Source organism: Microbacterium sp. EG9, from assembly GCF_059759475.1.
The window spans coordinates 236,275-251,332 of the sequence record NZ_CM186217.1; the positions used below are offsets into that span (position 1 = coordinate 236,275).

Here is a 15,058-nt window from a genome sequence, read left to right on the forward strand (position 1 = left end):
ACCGCGCGGCCCGTCCGGAGCGTGGCGGCTCGGCCGAGACATGGCGGCTCGGCGGAGGGGCTATCCGGGGGTTTTGTTAGCATGGCCGGGTCGTCGACGTCGTCGGGGACCGGGTCCGTGAGATGACTGAGGGGTGCCATGACGCGCAGGCTCCCGTCTGCGCCGCCGCAGCTGCCGGGGCTGGACTATGTGCGTCCACTGGGGTCCGGCGGTTTCGCCGACGTCTTCCTGTATCAGCAGGACATGCCCCGGCGCGCCGTCGCGGTGAAGGTGCTGCCGGCGGGGGAGCGCGATCCCGATCTGCTGCGCATGTTCAACGCCGAGGCCGACGTGCTCGCGCATCTGTCCGCGCATCCCGCCATCGTGACCGTCTACCAGGCGGGCATCTCGGCCGACGGGCGCCCGTACATCGTCATGGAGTACTGCCCCGGCTCGCTCGCCCAGCGCTACCGCATCGAGCGGATGCCGGTCGACGAGGTGATGGCGGTCGCCGTGCGCCTGGCGGGAGCGCTGGAGTCCGCGCACCGGGCGGGGCTCATCCACCGCGACATCAAGCCGAGCAACATCCTCGTCACCAGCTTCGGGTCGGCGGTCCTGGCCGACTTCGGCATCTCGTCGTCGCTGCAGCGCAGCGCGGCCTCCGATGTGCTCGCGATGTCGATCCCGTGGAGCGCGCCCGAGGTCGTCGCCGAGCACAGCGGCGGCACGATCGCGAGCGAGGTGTGGAGCCTCGGCGCGACCGTGTACTCCCTGCTCGCCGGGCACAGCCCGTTCGAGCGTCGCGAGAAGGAGCAGAACACCCGCGAGCTCATGCGGCGCCGCATCGCCCGCGCGACCTTCGTCCCGATCCCGCGCCCCGACGTCCCCGACGCGCTGCAGCAGGTGCTCGCGACGGCCATGACCCGTGATCCCGACCGTCGCTACGCGTCGGCGAGCGCGTTCGGTGAAGCCATCCGCGACGTGCAGCGGTCGGTCGGACTCGCGCCGACGCCGCTGGAGGTGCCGACCCAGGAGTGGATGCCGGCATCCGACGCCGTCGACTTCACCGACGTGTCCGCGCGCGGCCCGGCCCGCAGCCGCGTGGCAGAGGGCCGGCGCCGCGTTCCGACGGATGCCGTCGCGCGCCGCACCCCCAGCGCCGAGGACGACGCGACCGGGCTCAGCGCCTCGGAGCCGCGCAGGTTGTGGTCCCCGCGCGTGATCGTGCTCTCCGTGGTCGGCGCGATCGTCGCGGTGGGCGGGCTCCTCGCCGCCGGGGCCGCACTGTGGACGGTGATCGGCCCATGAAACGCGGGACGGTCGTGGGCCTCGCCGCCGCGGGCGCGGCGCTGGCGCTCATCGCCGGCGTGAGCGTGGTGTGGCCGGGCCTGGACGCCCAGCGCACGCCGCCGCGTCAGACCACGGCGTGGGTGCTGCAGGCCGACTCCCTGCGCTATGCCCGCGTGAACACCGCGATCGGCGAGATCGACACGGTGCGCGCCGTCAGCAACCCGAGCCGGATCGTCGGCGCCGCCGACGCCGCCTACATGTTCACCGACAGCGACGCGAAGGTCGTGCGGATCGACGACGCCGCGCCGGTCGATCTCGATGCGGACGGCCTGCGTTCGGCGACGGCGGCGCCGGCGGGGACCGCCGACATGGACGCCTCGGGCGACATCGTCGCCTACCGCACCGACGCGGGGACGGTGTTCGTGGGCAGGCTGTCGGCGGGACCGGCGGCGGCGGTCGACGTGGCGGCCTCGGTGGCGGTGGCCGCCGAATCGGGCGGCACGGTCTTCAGCTACTCCGCGAGTGCCGGCACGGTGGCACGCATCGACGCCGCCACCGGGAGCGTCCTGGCCACCGACACCGTCGCGGCCACGGTGGAGCGGCCCGTGCTCACGGGCGCCGGCGACGACTGGGTGCTCGTGGAGACGGGCGGGGCGGACGCGGGGCGGTTCTGGACGCGCGGCGGGAGCGGACGCGTGCCGATCGCCGGAGCGACGGCGGTGGGGCGTGCGTCGGCCGACGGCGACGCGGTGTACGTCGCCGACGAGTCCGGGCTCGTGCGCATCCCGGTGTCGGGCGACGGCGCGGAGCGGGTGTTCGGTGACAGCACGACCTCGCGCGGCACGCCGGCGCGCCCCGTCGTCCGCGAGGGCGTCGTGAGCGCGGCGTGGCTCGGCGAGGGCACGCGTGGCGGCACGCTGTGGACCTCGACCGGCGCGGACGTGCCGCTGGACTACGCCGGGCAGGGGCTCGGATCGCAGCGCCGACCGGTGTTCGTGGATGCCGGCGACGGCGTCGTCCTCAACGACGCCCGATCCGGGTGGGTGTGGTCGGTGCCCGACGGGCGGCTCCTTCCGTCGAGTCAGAACTGGGACATCGAGGACGACGTCCAGACCGCCCCGAAGACGAACGACCAGAAGCCGCCGCCGGTCATCGACCCGCGTCCGCCGGTGGCCCAGGACGATGCCTTCGGGGTGCGCCCCGGGGCTCTCGTGAGCCTGCCGGTGCTGCTGAACGACCACGATCCCAACGACGACGTGCTCGCCGTCGATCCGGCATCCGTCACGGGGCTGGACCCTGCCTTCGGAACGGTGACGACCACCGACGACCGCCAGCGCCTGGCGGTGCGGGTCGCGCCGGGGGCGTCGGGGACCGCCGCCTTCTCCTACGCCGTCACCGACGGGACCACCGCCGACGGGCTGCTGTCGCCGCCGGCGACCGTGACGCTGCGGGCGGTCTCCGACGAGGACAACTCCGCCCCGGTCTGGTGCGGCGTGGAGGCGTGCCGGCAGGACTGGCCGAGCCCGGAGGTGGCCCCCGGCGGAACCGTCAGCGTGCCCGTCCTCGGCGACTGGGTGGATCCCGAGGGCGATCCCGTGCTCCTGCTGTCGGCGACCGATGACTCCGGGCTCGGGCAGGTCGCCACGACGCCGGAGGGCGATGTCGTCTTCCAGCACCACGACACGGGCGTCGAGGGCGAGCAGGCCGCGTCGGTCACGGTGACCGTGGCCGACGTCCGCGGCGCCACGGCGACGCGGCAGCTCGTGATCCGCATCCGCGACGACGCGCAGCCGGTCGTGCAGTCGTTCGCCGTCGTTGACGTGGCCGGCTCGCGCGTGTCGGTGGACGTCGCGCCGCACGTGACCGGCACGGCGGGTGACCTCACCCTCACGGCGGCGCGCGTGCTCGACGACGCCGCCGCGACGGCGACGGTCGTCGGCGGCTCGACGACGTTCGACTTCGCCGCGGCATCCCCGGGCGCCTACCGCGTGGCCGTCACCGTCTCGGCGGGTGGACGCGAGGCGACCGGCACGGTGCGCCTCACACTCCTGGATGCCGCGGGTGCCGCGAACCTGTCGACCGCGCCGGTCGTCGCCTTCGTCCGGCCGCAGGCGGATGCGACGGTGGACGTGCTGGCCGCGGTGACCAACCCGACGCGGCGCGTGCTGCTGCTGAGCGATCCGGTCATCCGTCCGGCGACCGGAGCGTCGCTGTCCGCCGACATCGTGGCCCAGAGTCAGCTGCGGGTGTCGGGGACGACGCCCTCGGGCGAGTCGGGGCTGCTCGGCACCGTCTCGTACCGCGTCGGCGACGGGACGACCGACGACGGCTCGTCGGTGATCGGCGAGGCCACCGTGTACCTGCTGCCCCCCGCCGACGAGCAGGCGCCGATCGCGGTCGATGACCGTGTGGTCGTCCGCGCCGGCTCGCAGATCGACATCCCGGTGCTCGACAACGACGTCGCCGCCGTCGGGACCCGGCCGCGGCTGGACCCCGAGTCGATCGTCTCGTCGAGCCCCGACGCCCTCGCCTTCGCGGCCGGGGACGTGCTGCGCTACCTGGCGCCGACGACGCCGGGCGATTACACCGTGGAGTACCGCGCGTTCACGACCGGGGCCCCGGCCCTCGGTGACATCGCGACGGTCCGGATCCGCGTCGCGGGCGACGAGAGCAACCGCGATCCGCTGCCGCGCACCCTGTCCGGCCGTGTGCTCAGCGGCCTGTCGACGACCATCCCGTTCAGCGGCTTCGGCATGGATCCCGACGGCGACGTCGTGCGGCTGGACCGCATCGTCGACCAGCCGGCGCACGGCTCCGCCGTGATCTCCGCGGACGGGGCGTCGATCGTCTACTCGAGCGTCGCCGGCAGTTCCGGGCAGGACTCCTTCACCTATCGCGTCGTCGACCCGTCGGGTCGGAGCGCCATCGGCACCGTGCGGGTGGGAGTGCTCGACGGCGAAGCCAGCCCCGCCCCCGTCACCTACACCGACTACGTGCAGGTGCAGGCCGGTGACGGCAACGTCATCCGCGTGCATCCGCTCGCGAACGACATCGATCCCCTGCAGGGTCGTCTCACGCTGGAGCGCGTGCGCCCCGACGTGCCCGAGTTCGCGCTCGACGGCACGCCGACCGCCGAGTTCGCGCGGCTGCAGGATCGGATCGTCGCGCAGAGCGAGGACGCGCTGACGATCGCCGCCGGCGCCTCGCCGGGGACGATGTCGTTCCTGTACGACGTCGTCTCCTCGTCGGGCAACACCGCCCGCGGCCTCATCGTCGTGAAGGTGGTCGCCCAGCGCGTCGCCGACTTCCCGGTCGTCTCCGACACCGTGCTCAGCGCCGACGGGCGCGACGACCTGGCCCGCGGCATCGACGTGCTCGCCGGCAAGGCGGTGTGGTCCGGCGGCGACACCGCCGAGCTCACGGTCGGGCTGTGGGGCGCCCCGGCCGGGATCACCGTCGACGGCACCCGCCTGCGCGGCAGCGTGGACGACGGCGCGCACCTCATCGCGTTCTCGGTCACCGGCCCCACCGCGGCCGGACCGGTGACCACCTACGCGTTCCTGCGGATCCCCGCCGTCGCCGACGCCCCGCTCACCCTCCGGCCGGGGTCGCCGCCGTTGACGGTGGGGGAGAACGCGCAGGCCGACGTCGACGTCAGCACGCTCGTCGCGGTGCCGCGCGGGCGCACGCTCGAGATGTCCGACGAGGTGCGCGCCTCCGGTGCGCGTGCGGCCGCGACGTGCACGGTGGTGTCGGGCACGACGCTGCGCTACACCGCGGGCGCGGACGCCCCCTGGACAGACGCCTGCCTCGTGCCGGTCCGGCTGTCCGGCCAGTCGACGTGGACCGTGCTGTCGATCGCGGTCGTCGTCACCCCGCTCGACCCCCAGCCGCGGCTGTCGCCGGCGGCCCTCGAGGTCGCCCCCGGCGACACCCAGGTGTTCGACCTCGGCGCGATGACGACCTGGCAGGGCCGTCCCGAGGCGATCGTCTACCGGATCGACGGCACACCGGCATCCTTCGACGTGTCGTTGCAGGGCGCCCAGCTCACCGTCCGCGGGCGCGACGCCGCCGTTCCCGGAACCGTCGAGGGCGTCGTGGTGCAGGTCGCCTCGCACCCGGGCGTCGCCCCCGCCCGCATCTCGCTCCGCGTCGGCGCCGCGCCCTCGACCCTCCCGCAGGGCGGCGCGGTGCAGCAGCAGTGCAGCCAGGCGGCCGGCAGCTCGTGCACGATCGACGTCATCGGGGCCAACGGCGAGGTCAACCCGCTGCCGAGCACGCCGTTGCAGGTGGTCGCCGTGGCGCCGGCGGCGGCGTGCACGGGGGTCACGTTCGCGGTGGTCTCGCCGACGAGCGTCGTCGCCAGCTGGACCGACGACGCGCCGGGTGCGGCCTGCGCGGCGAGCTTCACGGTCCGCGACGCGCAGGGGCGCCAGAGCGCGAGTGCGCGCGACGGGCGCATCCTCCTCGACCTGCAGGGCTTCCCCCGCGCGCCGGCCAGCGTCGCGCAGTCCGCGTATGCGGACGGCAGCCTCACGCTGCGGGTGGACCCCGGACCGGCGCAGGCCGCCTATCCGGCTCTCACCGGCTTCGAGGTGCGTCAGGGCGGGCAGCGGGTCGCGGTGTGCACGCCCCAGGGCATCTGCCCGCCGATCAGCGCGCCCAACGGCGAGCAGCGCTCCTACGAGGCGGTGGCCGTCAACGCCGTCGGCGCCTCGCTGACGTCGGTGCGCACCACCGCGTGGGCCTACGATCCGCCCGCCGCTCCGACGGGCGGGAGCGCCGTCCCCGTCGTGGCGGGCGCGGACGGCGGCGTCGCGGCGCTGACGCTCACCGGTGTGGATGCCGCCGACACCGGCGCACTGCAGATCTCGAGCCCCTCCGGCGAGACGCGCACGATCGCCGTCGCCGCCGATCAGACCCAGGTGTCCGTCCCGACGTTCCGCGTCGGCGCGAACACCGCGACGCCCGTCACGGTGACCCCGGTCTCCCGCTACGCCGTCCCCCCGGGCCTTCCCGGCCCCGCGATCGGGAGCATGACGGTGCAGGCCTACGGCATCGGCGCGCCCACCGGGGCGGCGCTGAGCCTGACGGCGGTGAACGTCGGCGGCGGCCGGGTCGACATCACCGCCGTCGGCACGGCGTCGCCGGGCGGCGACAACGCGCGCGTGCGCTACGGCATCGTGCGCGTGGACGGCCCGCCCGCCGCCGACGGTCCGGTCTCGGCGGACAGCTGTCGCACGAGCGAGGACGGCGCGCGGCGGGTCTTCGGCGACCTTCCGGACGGGCGGCTGTACACCTTCGTGCTCTGCGTCGAGTCCTGGTACGACGGGACGTCGTTCGGGCGGGCGACCGTCACGCAGCAGGTGCGCGCCACGCAGAGCGGCGCCGCGCCCACCGGCTACACCTTCGTGGTCGGGCCGACGGCCCACGTCAGCGGCAGCGGGAACGACGCCGGCCGGGCGACCTGGACGATCGATCAGACGCCGACCTCCCCCGAGACGCCGCCGAACGAGAACGACGTCGTCTTCCGGGGACTGCCGAGCAGCGTGTTCGACAAAGACCCCGGGATCGAGGTGCGCTACGAGCACAAGGACGGCTGGTGGCAGTCCGCCTGGGGGTCGGTGACCCCGGCGCCGGGCAGCGCCCCGTACCAGGTGCAGGCCTCGTGGACGCTCGGATCCTGCACGGGCGGAGCGACGCTCGAGCCCTCGGGCAGCTCGAGCGGCTCGCGCGCCGACATCGCCTTCGACGCCGCCGCCATCCGCTACTACGACCGCAACGACGCGCTCATCGCCCCCGGCGCCGACCCGTGGACGGTGCCGGCGGATGCCGCGCGCGTCGCCGGCATCCGGGTCGTCGTCGACTGGTCCGGCCAGGGCTGGAACCTGTCGCCGGCCACCGCAGAACTGTCCACCCGCTGCACGCCCTCCACCGCGCCCGACCCGGCCGGCTGACCCCCACGGAGTCCCCCATGACGATCACCACCGAGCAGGCGACCTGGTTCGCGCAGACGTTCGCGCAGCTCGCCGACAACGTCGAGCGCGCCGTCCTCGGCAAGCGCCACGTCGTCGAGCTCGTGCTCACGGCGATGCTGAGCGAGGGGCACGTGCTCATCGAGGACGTCCCGGGCACGGGCAAGACGTCGCTCGCGCGCGCGGTCGCGCAGTCGGTCCAGGGCACGACGACACGCATCCAGTTCACGCCCGACCTCCTCCCGGGCGACATCACCGGTATCACCGTGTACGACCAGAAGACGGGGGCCTTCGACTTCCACGCCGGTCCGATCTTCGCCAACATCGTGCTCGCCGACGAGATCAACCGGGCGAGCCCCAAGACGCAGGCCGCCCTGCTGGAGGTCATGGAGGAGGGGCGCGTCACCATCGACGGCGTCTCGCGCACGGTCGGCGCGCCGTTCCTCGTGCTCGCCACGCAGAACCCCGTCGAGCAGGCCGGAACGTACCGGCTGCCCGAGGCGCAGCTCGACCGCTTCCTGCTGCGGACGGCGCTCGGCTACCCCGACCACGCGGCGACGGTGCGCATCCTCGACCGCGCCGCGGTGCCGATCGCGGACCTGCCCGCCGTGATCACCCCCGGCGCGCTGGTCGGGATGACGGAGCTCGCCGCCGACGTCTACGTCGACGCGCTCGTCCTGGACTACATCGCCCGGATGGTCGACGCGACGCGCGCCGCGGACGAGGTGCGCCTCGGGGTGAGCATCCGCGGCGCCCTCGCGCTCACGCGCGCGGCGCGGGCCAGCGCCGCCTCGCACGGCCGCACCTACGTCACCCCGGACGACGTGAAGCGTCTGGCGGTGCCGGTCCTCGCCCACCGCCTCATCCTGCACGCGGAGGCCGAGTTCGACGGGGTCACGCCCGAGGCCGTGGTCGGGCAGGTGCTGCTCGACGTCGCGCCGCCCACCCGCCGGGAGCCGGTGTGACGCTCGGCGACAGCCGCGCCCTGCCGGCCGAATCGCGGCTCACCCGGACGTCGGCCGGGGGCCTCACCGGGGAGCGCACGGAGGTCACCGCGCGCCGCGGCCGTCGCCTCGTCGGCGCGGCGCTGCGGGCGTCGCGCGCGTGGACGACCGTGCGCGCCGGCGCGCACGTCGTGGTCCAGTGGGCGCGCGCGACCGTTCGTCCCGCGGGCGCGCTGGTGATCCTCGCCGCCACGGCGGGACTCGCCGCGGGCATCGGCTTCGGCTGGGTCGAGGCGATCGTCGCGGGTGTCGCGGCCCTGACGCTCCTGATCCTCGGCATCCCGTTCCTGCTGAACGCACGGGCGTACGAGGTGGGGCTCGTGCTCGACCGGCTGCGGGTCGTGGCCGGAACCCCCGCCCGGGCGACGGTCGAGGTGCGCAACGTCGGGTCGCGCACGGCCCTTCCGGGGCGCATCGACGTGCCGATCGGGGCGGGCCTGGTCGAGTTCGGCGTCCCGCTGCTCGCTCCCGGGGCGGTGTCGCGGCATGCCCTGGAGCTGCCCCCTCAGCGCCGCGGCGTCGTGCGCATCGGCCCCGCGACCACGATCCGCTCGGATCCCCTCGGCCTGCTGCGCCGGGAGCACGCGTTCGAGGAGGTGCAGGAGCTGTTCGTGCACCCCCGCACGGTCGCCGTCCCCTCGTCGAGCGCGGGCCTCATCCGCGACCTCGACGGCAGTGCCACGCGGCGGCTCGTCGACGCCGACATGTCCTTCCACGCCATCCGCGAGTATGCGCCCGGAGACGCCCGCCGCCAGATCCACTGGAAGTCGACCGCCAAGACCGGCCGGCTCATGGTGCGCCAGTACGAGGAGTCCCGGCGGTCGCGGATGGCGGTCGTGCTGGGCCTCGCCGCGGGCGAGTACGCCTCGGACGACGAGTTCGAGCTGGCCGTCAGCGCCGCTGGCTCCCTGGCCCTGCGCGCCGTGCACGACGCGCGCGACCTCGACATCGTCGTCGGTGCCGAGATCCCGCGCGTCGTCCGCGGCCGCCTCCGCGCGATCCGGCACATCCCCGCCGGCTCGCCGCGCGTGGTCCTGGACGGCTTCAGCGGCGTCGAGCGCCTCACCGAGACGATGTCCTTCCCCGAGGTCTGCCGCCTCACCGCGGAGGCGAACGAGCGGCTGTCCGTCGTCGTCCTCGTGGCGGGCTCCGGAGTGGGGCTGGCGACGCTGCGTCTGGCGGCCCTGGCCTTCCCCGCGGATACCGTGGTGATCGCGGTCGTCTGCGACGAGCGCGCGCATCCGCGCACGCAGGCGGCCGGTCCGCTGACCGTGCTCACGATCGGCACGATCGAGGACCTCGCCGGGCTGCTGCTGAGAGGCGCACGCTCATGAGGATCGTCGCCGGCGGGATCTACGCGCTCGTGGCGGTGGTGCTCGCCGCGGTGGCGGCCTGGCCCCTCTACCGCTCGCCGGCCTTCCTGCTGCTCGTCGCCGTCGCCGCGGTGCTCGCGGCGGCCGTCGCGGCCCTCGTGGCGTGGCGGCGCTGGAGCGGGTGGGCCGCCGCGGGACTGCTCGCCGCGACGATCCTGATCGTGGGTGTACCGCTGGCCGTGCCGGCTCGCACCGGCTCCGCGGAGGACGTCGTGCACGGACTCGGCGAGCTGGGCGCCGGTGTGCTGTGGGGGTGGAAGGACCTGCTGACCGTGGAGCTGCCCGTCGGCTCCTACCGCAACCTCCTCGTCCCCGCGCTCGTCGTCTTCCTCGTCGGCACCGCCAGCGTGCTGCTGCTCGCCTGGCGCACGGATGCGCTCGCGGTCCTCGCCGTGCCGGTCGCCATCGCGATGGCGGCGTTCGGACTGCTGTTCGGGCGCGCCGAGGTGAGCGCGCCGCTCGTCATCGGCGCGGTGACGCTCCGCGCACCGGTCGAGACGGCCGTGGGTGCGGGGGTCCTGCTCAGCGGCGTGCTGTGGCTGGCGTGGCGCACGCGCGACGAGCGGCGGCGTGCCCTGCGGCGTGCGGCCGACGACGCGGGCGCGCGCCTCGGTGCGGCGACAACCCGCGGGCGAGGGCCCGCGCTGCGGCGTGCGGCGCTGGGGGCCGGCATGGTCGCGATCGCCACGTTCGTGGCGCTCGCCGTCCCCGCAGTCGCCGCCCCCGAACAGCGCGACGTGCTGCGCGGCGTGACCGGCCCGCGGGAGGAGATCTCGCGCGCGGTCAGCCCCCTGAGCTCGTACCGCGCCCTGTTCGCGGACGCGCGCATCGACGAGGAGCTCTTCCGCGTGTCCGGCGAGGCCGTCCCCGATCGGGTGCGGCTGGCGGTCCTCGACGCCTACGACGGCGCCGTCTTCCGCACCGACGCCGCTGGCGATCCGTTCGTGCGCCTCGCGTCGGCGCGCCCGATGGCGGCCGGCGCCCCCGTGGACGCCGTCTTCTCGATCGGGGCGCTGGACGGGCTCTGGATGCCGTCGGCGGGCGTCGTGGCATCCGTCTCGTTCACGGGCCCGCGCGCCGGCGTGCTCGCCGACGGGTTCTACGTGAGCGACGCGCGCGACGCCGCTGTCGAGACGGCCCCCTGGCAGGACGGCGACGAGTACCGTCTGCGCGCCGCGGTGCCGCCGGCGCCGGCGCTGGCCTCGGTGTCGGCGCCGGGCGGGCAGTCCGCCGCGAGCGGAGCGTCGGATGCCGCGGGCGGCGCGCCGGCGGCTCCGGCGAGCCTGCGCACGTGGGTGCAGCAGCACGCGACCGGCACGGGAGGCGCGGCCCTGGAGGGGCTCGTCGCCCTGCTGCGGGAGCGCGGCTACCTCAGCCATGCCCTCACGGGCCAGGACGGCGGCGCCGCCTGGATGCGCGAGCTGTCCGCCGCGGGCGGGTACCGCTTCGCCCCGAGCGCGTCGGGCCATTCGCTCGCCCGCATCGACGACATGTTCACGGCGCTGCTGGCCCGTGAGCCCGACCCGGCCGCCGCGGCATCCGATGACCTCGTGGCCGCCGTCGGCGACGACGAGCAGTTCTCCGTGGCCGTCGCGCTCATCGCCCGCGAGCTCGGCTTCCCGGCGCGGATCGTCGTGGGCACGCGTCTGTCGTCGACCGATCCGGATGCCGCCGCGTGCACGGACGGGGTGTGCCGCGCCGGCGACGTGTCGGCCTGGGTCGAGGTGCGCGCGTCGACGGGGGAGTGGATCCCCATCGACGTGACCCCGCAGCACACCCGCCCCCCGCAGCGCGAGGTGACGGAGCAGCCCGACCCGCAGATCGCGACCTCCGTGCGTCCCGACGGCGTCGACGAGGTGCAGCCGCAGCGTCCCGCGCAGGAGGACACCGCCGCCCCCGCCGACCGCTCCGACGCTCTGGATCTGCGCGGACTGTGGACCGCGCTGGGCGTCGCCGGCGGTGTGCTCGCGGTCCTGCTGGTGCTGGCGGGCCCCTTCCTCGCGATCGTGATCGCCAAGGCCGCGCGCCGTCGCCGCCGCCGCCGGCAGGAGGCTCCGGCCGCGCGCATCGCGGGCGGATGGGACGAGTACCTGGATGCCGCGACCGACGCGCGCCGTCCGCTGCCGGCCGCCGCGACGCGCACCGAGATCGCCGCCGCGCTGTCGCGCCCGTCCGCCGGCGGCCTCGCGCGCGCCGCGGACGAAGCGGTGTTCTCGGCGCGCGTGATCGACGCGGACGAGGCCGATGCGTTCTGGCGGATCGTCGACGAGGAACGCACCGCGCTCGCACCGACCCGGTGGCGCCGGCTCCGTGCGGCCGTATCGTTGAGATCGTTCGTCCCGCGATCGTTCCGGTCACACTTCGAGAGGGGGAGTCGCGCGGCATCCCGCCCGCGGCGCACCGCATGAACGCACCCATCGGCGACTCCGTCGGCGCCCTGCTGGGCCTGGTCGCCGTCGGCGTCGGGCTCGCCCTGTACGTCTGGACGGCCCTGGCGCTCGCGGCCATGTTCCGGAAGATGGGCGACGAGGCCTGGAAGGGCTGGGTGCCGTTCTTCAATCAGGCGACGGTGCTGGCGTGGGGCGGCTTCAGTCCCTGGCTGATCCTGCTCCTGCTCGTCCCGGTCCTCGGCCCCGTCGCGGTCTGGGTGCTGCTGATCGTCGCCGCGCACCGCATCAACCCCGGATTCGGGTACGGCGCCGGCATGACCGTGGTCTCCGCCGTGCTGTTCGTGGTCTGGGCGAGCATCCTCGGCTTCGGTCCGGCCCGCTGGCTGGGTGCCCGCGCCGGGGGATCGCGTTCCGAGGGCGCGTCGCGCGCCGCCACCCTCGGCGGCGTCTTCGCCGCCGAACCCGCATCGCCCGCGCCGGTCGTGGTCTCCGTGCTGCCGTCGGGGCCGTTCGTCCCGGAGCCGCCGTTGGCCGCGCCCACGGATGCCGCGGCCCCGGATGCCGACCCCGCGCGCGGCCGCGCGGACGCCGACGTGGACGAGGCCGACGACGACCTGGTCCGCCTGTTCGCGCCGCCGCCCTCCGCGCCGGCCGCGCAGTGGACCCCGCCCGACACGACGACCGCGCCGCCGGAGTCGGCGGCGTCCGTCCTCGACGACCGCCCGGCGGATGCCCCTCTCGTCCCCGATGCGTCCGCCGCGGATGCCCCGGCGGCGTCCCTCGAGCCCGCCGCCGCGGAGGGCCCGTCGCCCGCCGCCTCCCCGCCGACGGCGGCCACGCGCCCCGCGGCGCCCGCGCCCGTGTCCGCCGCGGCCGTCGTCGCCTCGTCCGCCGAGGCCGGCCCTCCCTCCGACGACGACGCATGGCCGTCGGAGATCGACGACGTCTCGGCGATCGCGCCGTCGCCGTTCCCGCCGAGCTCGGGCGCCGGGTGGCGCCACGCGATGCCGCCGGTGACCGAGGACGCCCCCATCGACTTCGTGCCGGGCCGGCGCAGCACGGCGCTGCCGTCGCCGTCGGAGCAGGCGGCCGCGCCGGCGGACGCGCCCGTCCAGCGCGTCTCGGCGGCGGAGGCGGCGGCCCGTGCCGCCGTGCCCGAGCCCGCGCCCGCCCGCCGTGGGGAGCCCGAGGCCGCGACGGATGCCGCCCCGCCGGCCGCCGCCCGGCCGTCCGCGGAGGCGCCGGAACCCGAGCTGCGCCGCGCCCGCCCGTGGCCGGCGTTCGCGGTCGCCCCGAACGAGCCCGACGGGTTCCCGGAGCTGTCGGGAGAGGTCTCCGCGGTCATCGGCTCGCCCGCCGCCGGGTCGCCCCGTTCGGCCGCGGGCGCCGTCGCCGCCCAGCACCGCCGCGGGGACGCCGGCGACGACGACCTCGATCAGACGATCATCACGCGCCGGGCCCGCAAGCCCACCTGGCAGCTGGTCCCGGTCTCGGGCGCCCCCGTGCCGATCACCTCGGACATCGTCATCCTGGGGCGCCGACCCTCCGGCGACGCCGCCTTCCCGCGCGCGCAGCTGGTCGCGGTGCCGGGGGAGGCGCTCACCGTCTCGAAGACGCATGCGCGCCTCGAACGCCACGACGACGTGTGGACCATCACCGATCTGGCCTCGACCAACGGCGTGCTCGTGCGCACGCTGATGGGCGAGGAGGTCGAGGTCGAACCCGGATCGAAGATCGACGCCGGCGAGCGCTTCTTCCTGGGCGACGAAGAGTTCCATCTGCAGCGTCTCGATCACTGAGCGGGCGCCCGCGCGACGGCATCCGTGGGCCGTGCGGCGACTCACCGGGCGCGTTTGCCCGAGTTCGTCATACGGCGTAGTATTGACCGGGTGTGCGCGTATGCGCGCCATCCGCCGTGCCACGGCCTGCGGAAGGGGCGGGTGCACACAGCGGGACCGGTCTGCGAACAGGCCGCCCCCACGGCATATCCACCACACACGCTCGGCACACCGCCGCGCCGGTGGATCTGTGGTGAAACCACCATCGCTGTCACCGTGCAGCACCCGTGCGGACGAGAAGACCGCACGGACTTACAAGGAGAGAACGTGCCAACCATTCAGCAGTTGGTTCGCAAGGGTCGCTCGCCGAAGGTCACCAAGACCAAGGCTCCCGCCCTGAAGTCGAACCCCCAGCAGGCGGGTGTCTGCACCCGCGTCTACACGACCACGCCCAAGAAGCCGAACTCGGCCATGCGCAAGGTCGCCCGTGTGAAGCTCCGCAACGGCACCGAGGTCACGGCCTACATCCCGGGTGAGGGCCACAACCTGCAGGAGCACTCGCTCGTGCTCGTCCGTGGAGGCCGTGTCAAGGACCTCCCCGGTGTCCGCTACAAGATCGTTCGCGGCGCCCTGGACACCCAGGCCGTCAAGAACCGCAAGCAGGCCCGTAGCCGCTACGGCGCCAAGAAGGGCTGAGTCCGATGCCTCGCAAGGGACCCGCACCTCGCCGCGTCGTCGTCAACGACCCGGTCTACGGTGCTCCGATCGTCACCCAGCTGGTGAACAAGATCCTCGTCGACGGCAAGAAGTCGCTCGCCGAGTCGATCGTCTACAACGCCCTCAAGGGCGTCGAGGCCAAGAACGGCCAGGATGCCGTCGCCACGCTCAAGAAGGCGCTCGACAACGTCCGCCCCACCCTCGAGGTCAAGAGCCGCCGCGTCGGTGGCTCGACCTACCAGGTGCCGGTCGAGGTCAAGCCGCACCGCGCGAACACCCTCGCGCTGCGCTGGCTCGTCAGCTACGCGAAGGGTCGTCGTGAGAAGACGATGACCGAGCGTCTGCAGAACGAGATCCTCGACGCCTCGAACGGCCTCGGTGCCGCGGTCAAGCGCCGCGAGGACACCCACAAGATGGCCGAGTCGAACCGCGCCTTCGCGCACTACCGCTGGTAACGCGTTTCGACTCGCTGCGCTCGCTCAACGACCGGCGGGGCCCACCCCCCCCGGTCGTTGAGCGAGGCTCGCAGAGCCGAGTCGAAACGTCCGCAAC

Annotated in this window: 8 protein-coding genes; all 8 read left to right on the forward strand. The window is 74.8% G+C overall.

What is annotated here, in order from left to right; all coding sequences use genetic code 11:
* Positions 1–138: 138 nt before the first annotated feature.
* The 8 genes from AC6CQV_RS00990 to rpsG all read left to right on the forward strand — a co-directional run bounded on the left by AC6CQV_RS00990 (position 139) and on the right by rpsG (position 14,961).
* A complete protein-coding gene (locus tag AC6CQV_RS00990) occupies positions 139–1,287 on the forward strand; it encodes a serine/threonine-protein kinase (RefSeq protein ID WP_060958400.1) in 1,149 nt (382 codons plus the stop codon).
* Positions 1,284–7,226: an Ig-like domain-containing protein gene (locus AC6CQV_RS00995; RefSeq protein ID WP_498260029.1), complete on the forward strand. Its 5,943-nt coding sequence runs from the start codon at positions 1,284–1,286 to the stop codon at positions 7,224–7,226. Before AC6CQV_RS00990 ends, AC6CQV_RS00995 begins: the two co-directional genes overlap by 4 nt.
* Positions 7,227–7,243: 17 nt before the next feature.
* On the forward strand, positions 7,244–8,209 hold the full coding sequence (locus AC6CQV_RS01000; protein WP_061781886.1) for an AAA family ATPase: 966 nt from the start codon (positions 7,244–7,246) through the stop codon (positions 8,207–8,209).
* Positions 8,206–9,582 (forward strand): DUF58 domain-containing protein, encoded by a 1,377-nt coding sequence (locus tag AC6CQV_RS01005; RefSeq protein ID WP_498260030.1) that lies wholly within the window; start codon positions 8,206–8,208, stop codon positions 9,580–9,582. Before AC6CQV_RS01000 ends, AC6CQV_RS01005 begins: the two co-directional genes overlap by 4 nt.
* Complete coding sequence (locus tag AC6CQV_RS01010) at positions 9,579–12,029, forward strand: transglutaminase domain-containing protein (protein ID WP_498260031.1); 2,451 nt, start codon at positions 9,579–9,581, stop codon at positions 12,027–12,029. Before AC6CQV_RS01005 ends, AC6CQV_RS01010 begins: the two co-directional genes overlap by 4 nt.
* A complete protein-coding gene (locus tag AC6CQV_RS01015; protein WP_498260032.1) occupies positions 12,026–13,810 on the forward strand; it encodes a DUF5684 domain-containing protein in 1,785 nt (594 codons plus the stop codon). Before AC6CQV_RS01010 ends, AC6CQV_RS01015 begins: the two co-directional genes overlap by 4 nt.
* A 306-nt stretch (positions 13,811–14,116) precedes the next feature.
* Complete coding sequence (gene rpsL / locus AC6CQV_RS01020) at positions 14,117–14,485, forward strand: 30S ribosomal protein S12 (RefSeq protein ID WP_017201609.1); 369 nt, start codon at positions 14,117–14,119, stop codon at positions 14,483–14,485.
* A gap of 5 nt (positions 14,486–14,490) precedes the next feature.
* The gene (rpsG, locus tag AC6CQV_RS01025; protein ID WP_005050524.1) at positions 14,491–14,961 is read left to right on the forward strand and encodes a 30S ribosomal protein S7; all 471 of its coding nucleotides are present in this window, start codon (positions 14,491–14,493) and stop codon (positions 14,959–14,961) included.
* The last annotated feature ends 97 nt before the right edge of the window (positions 14,962–15,058 follow it).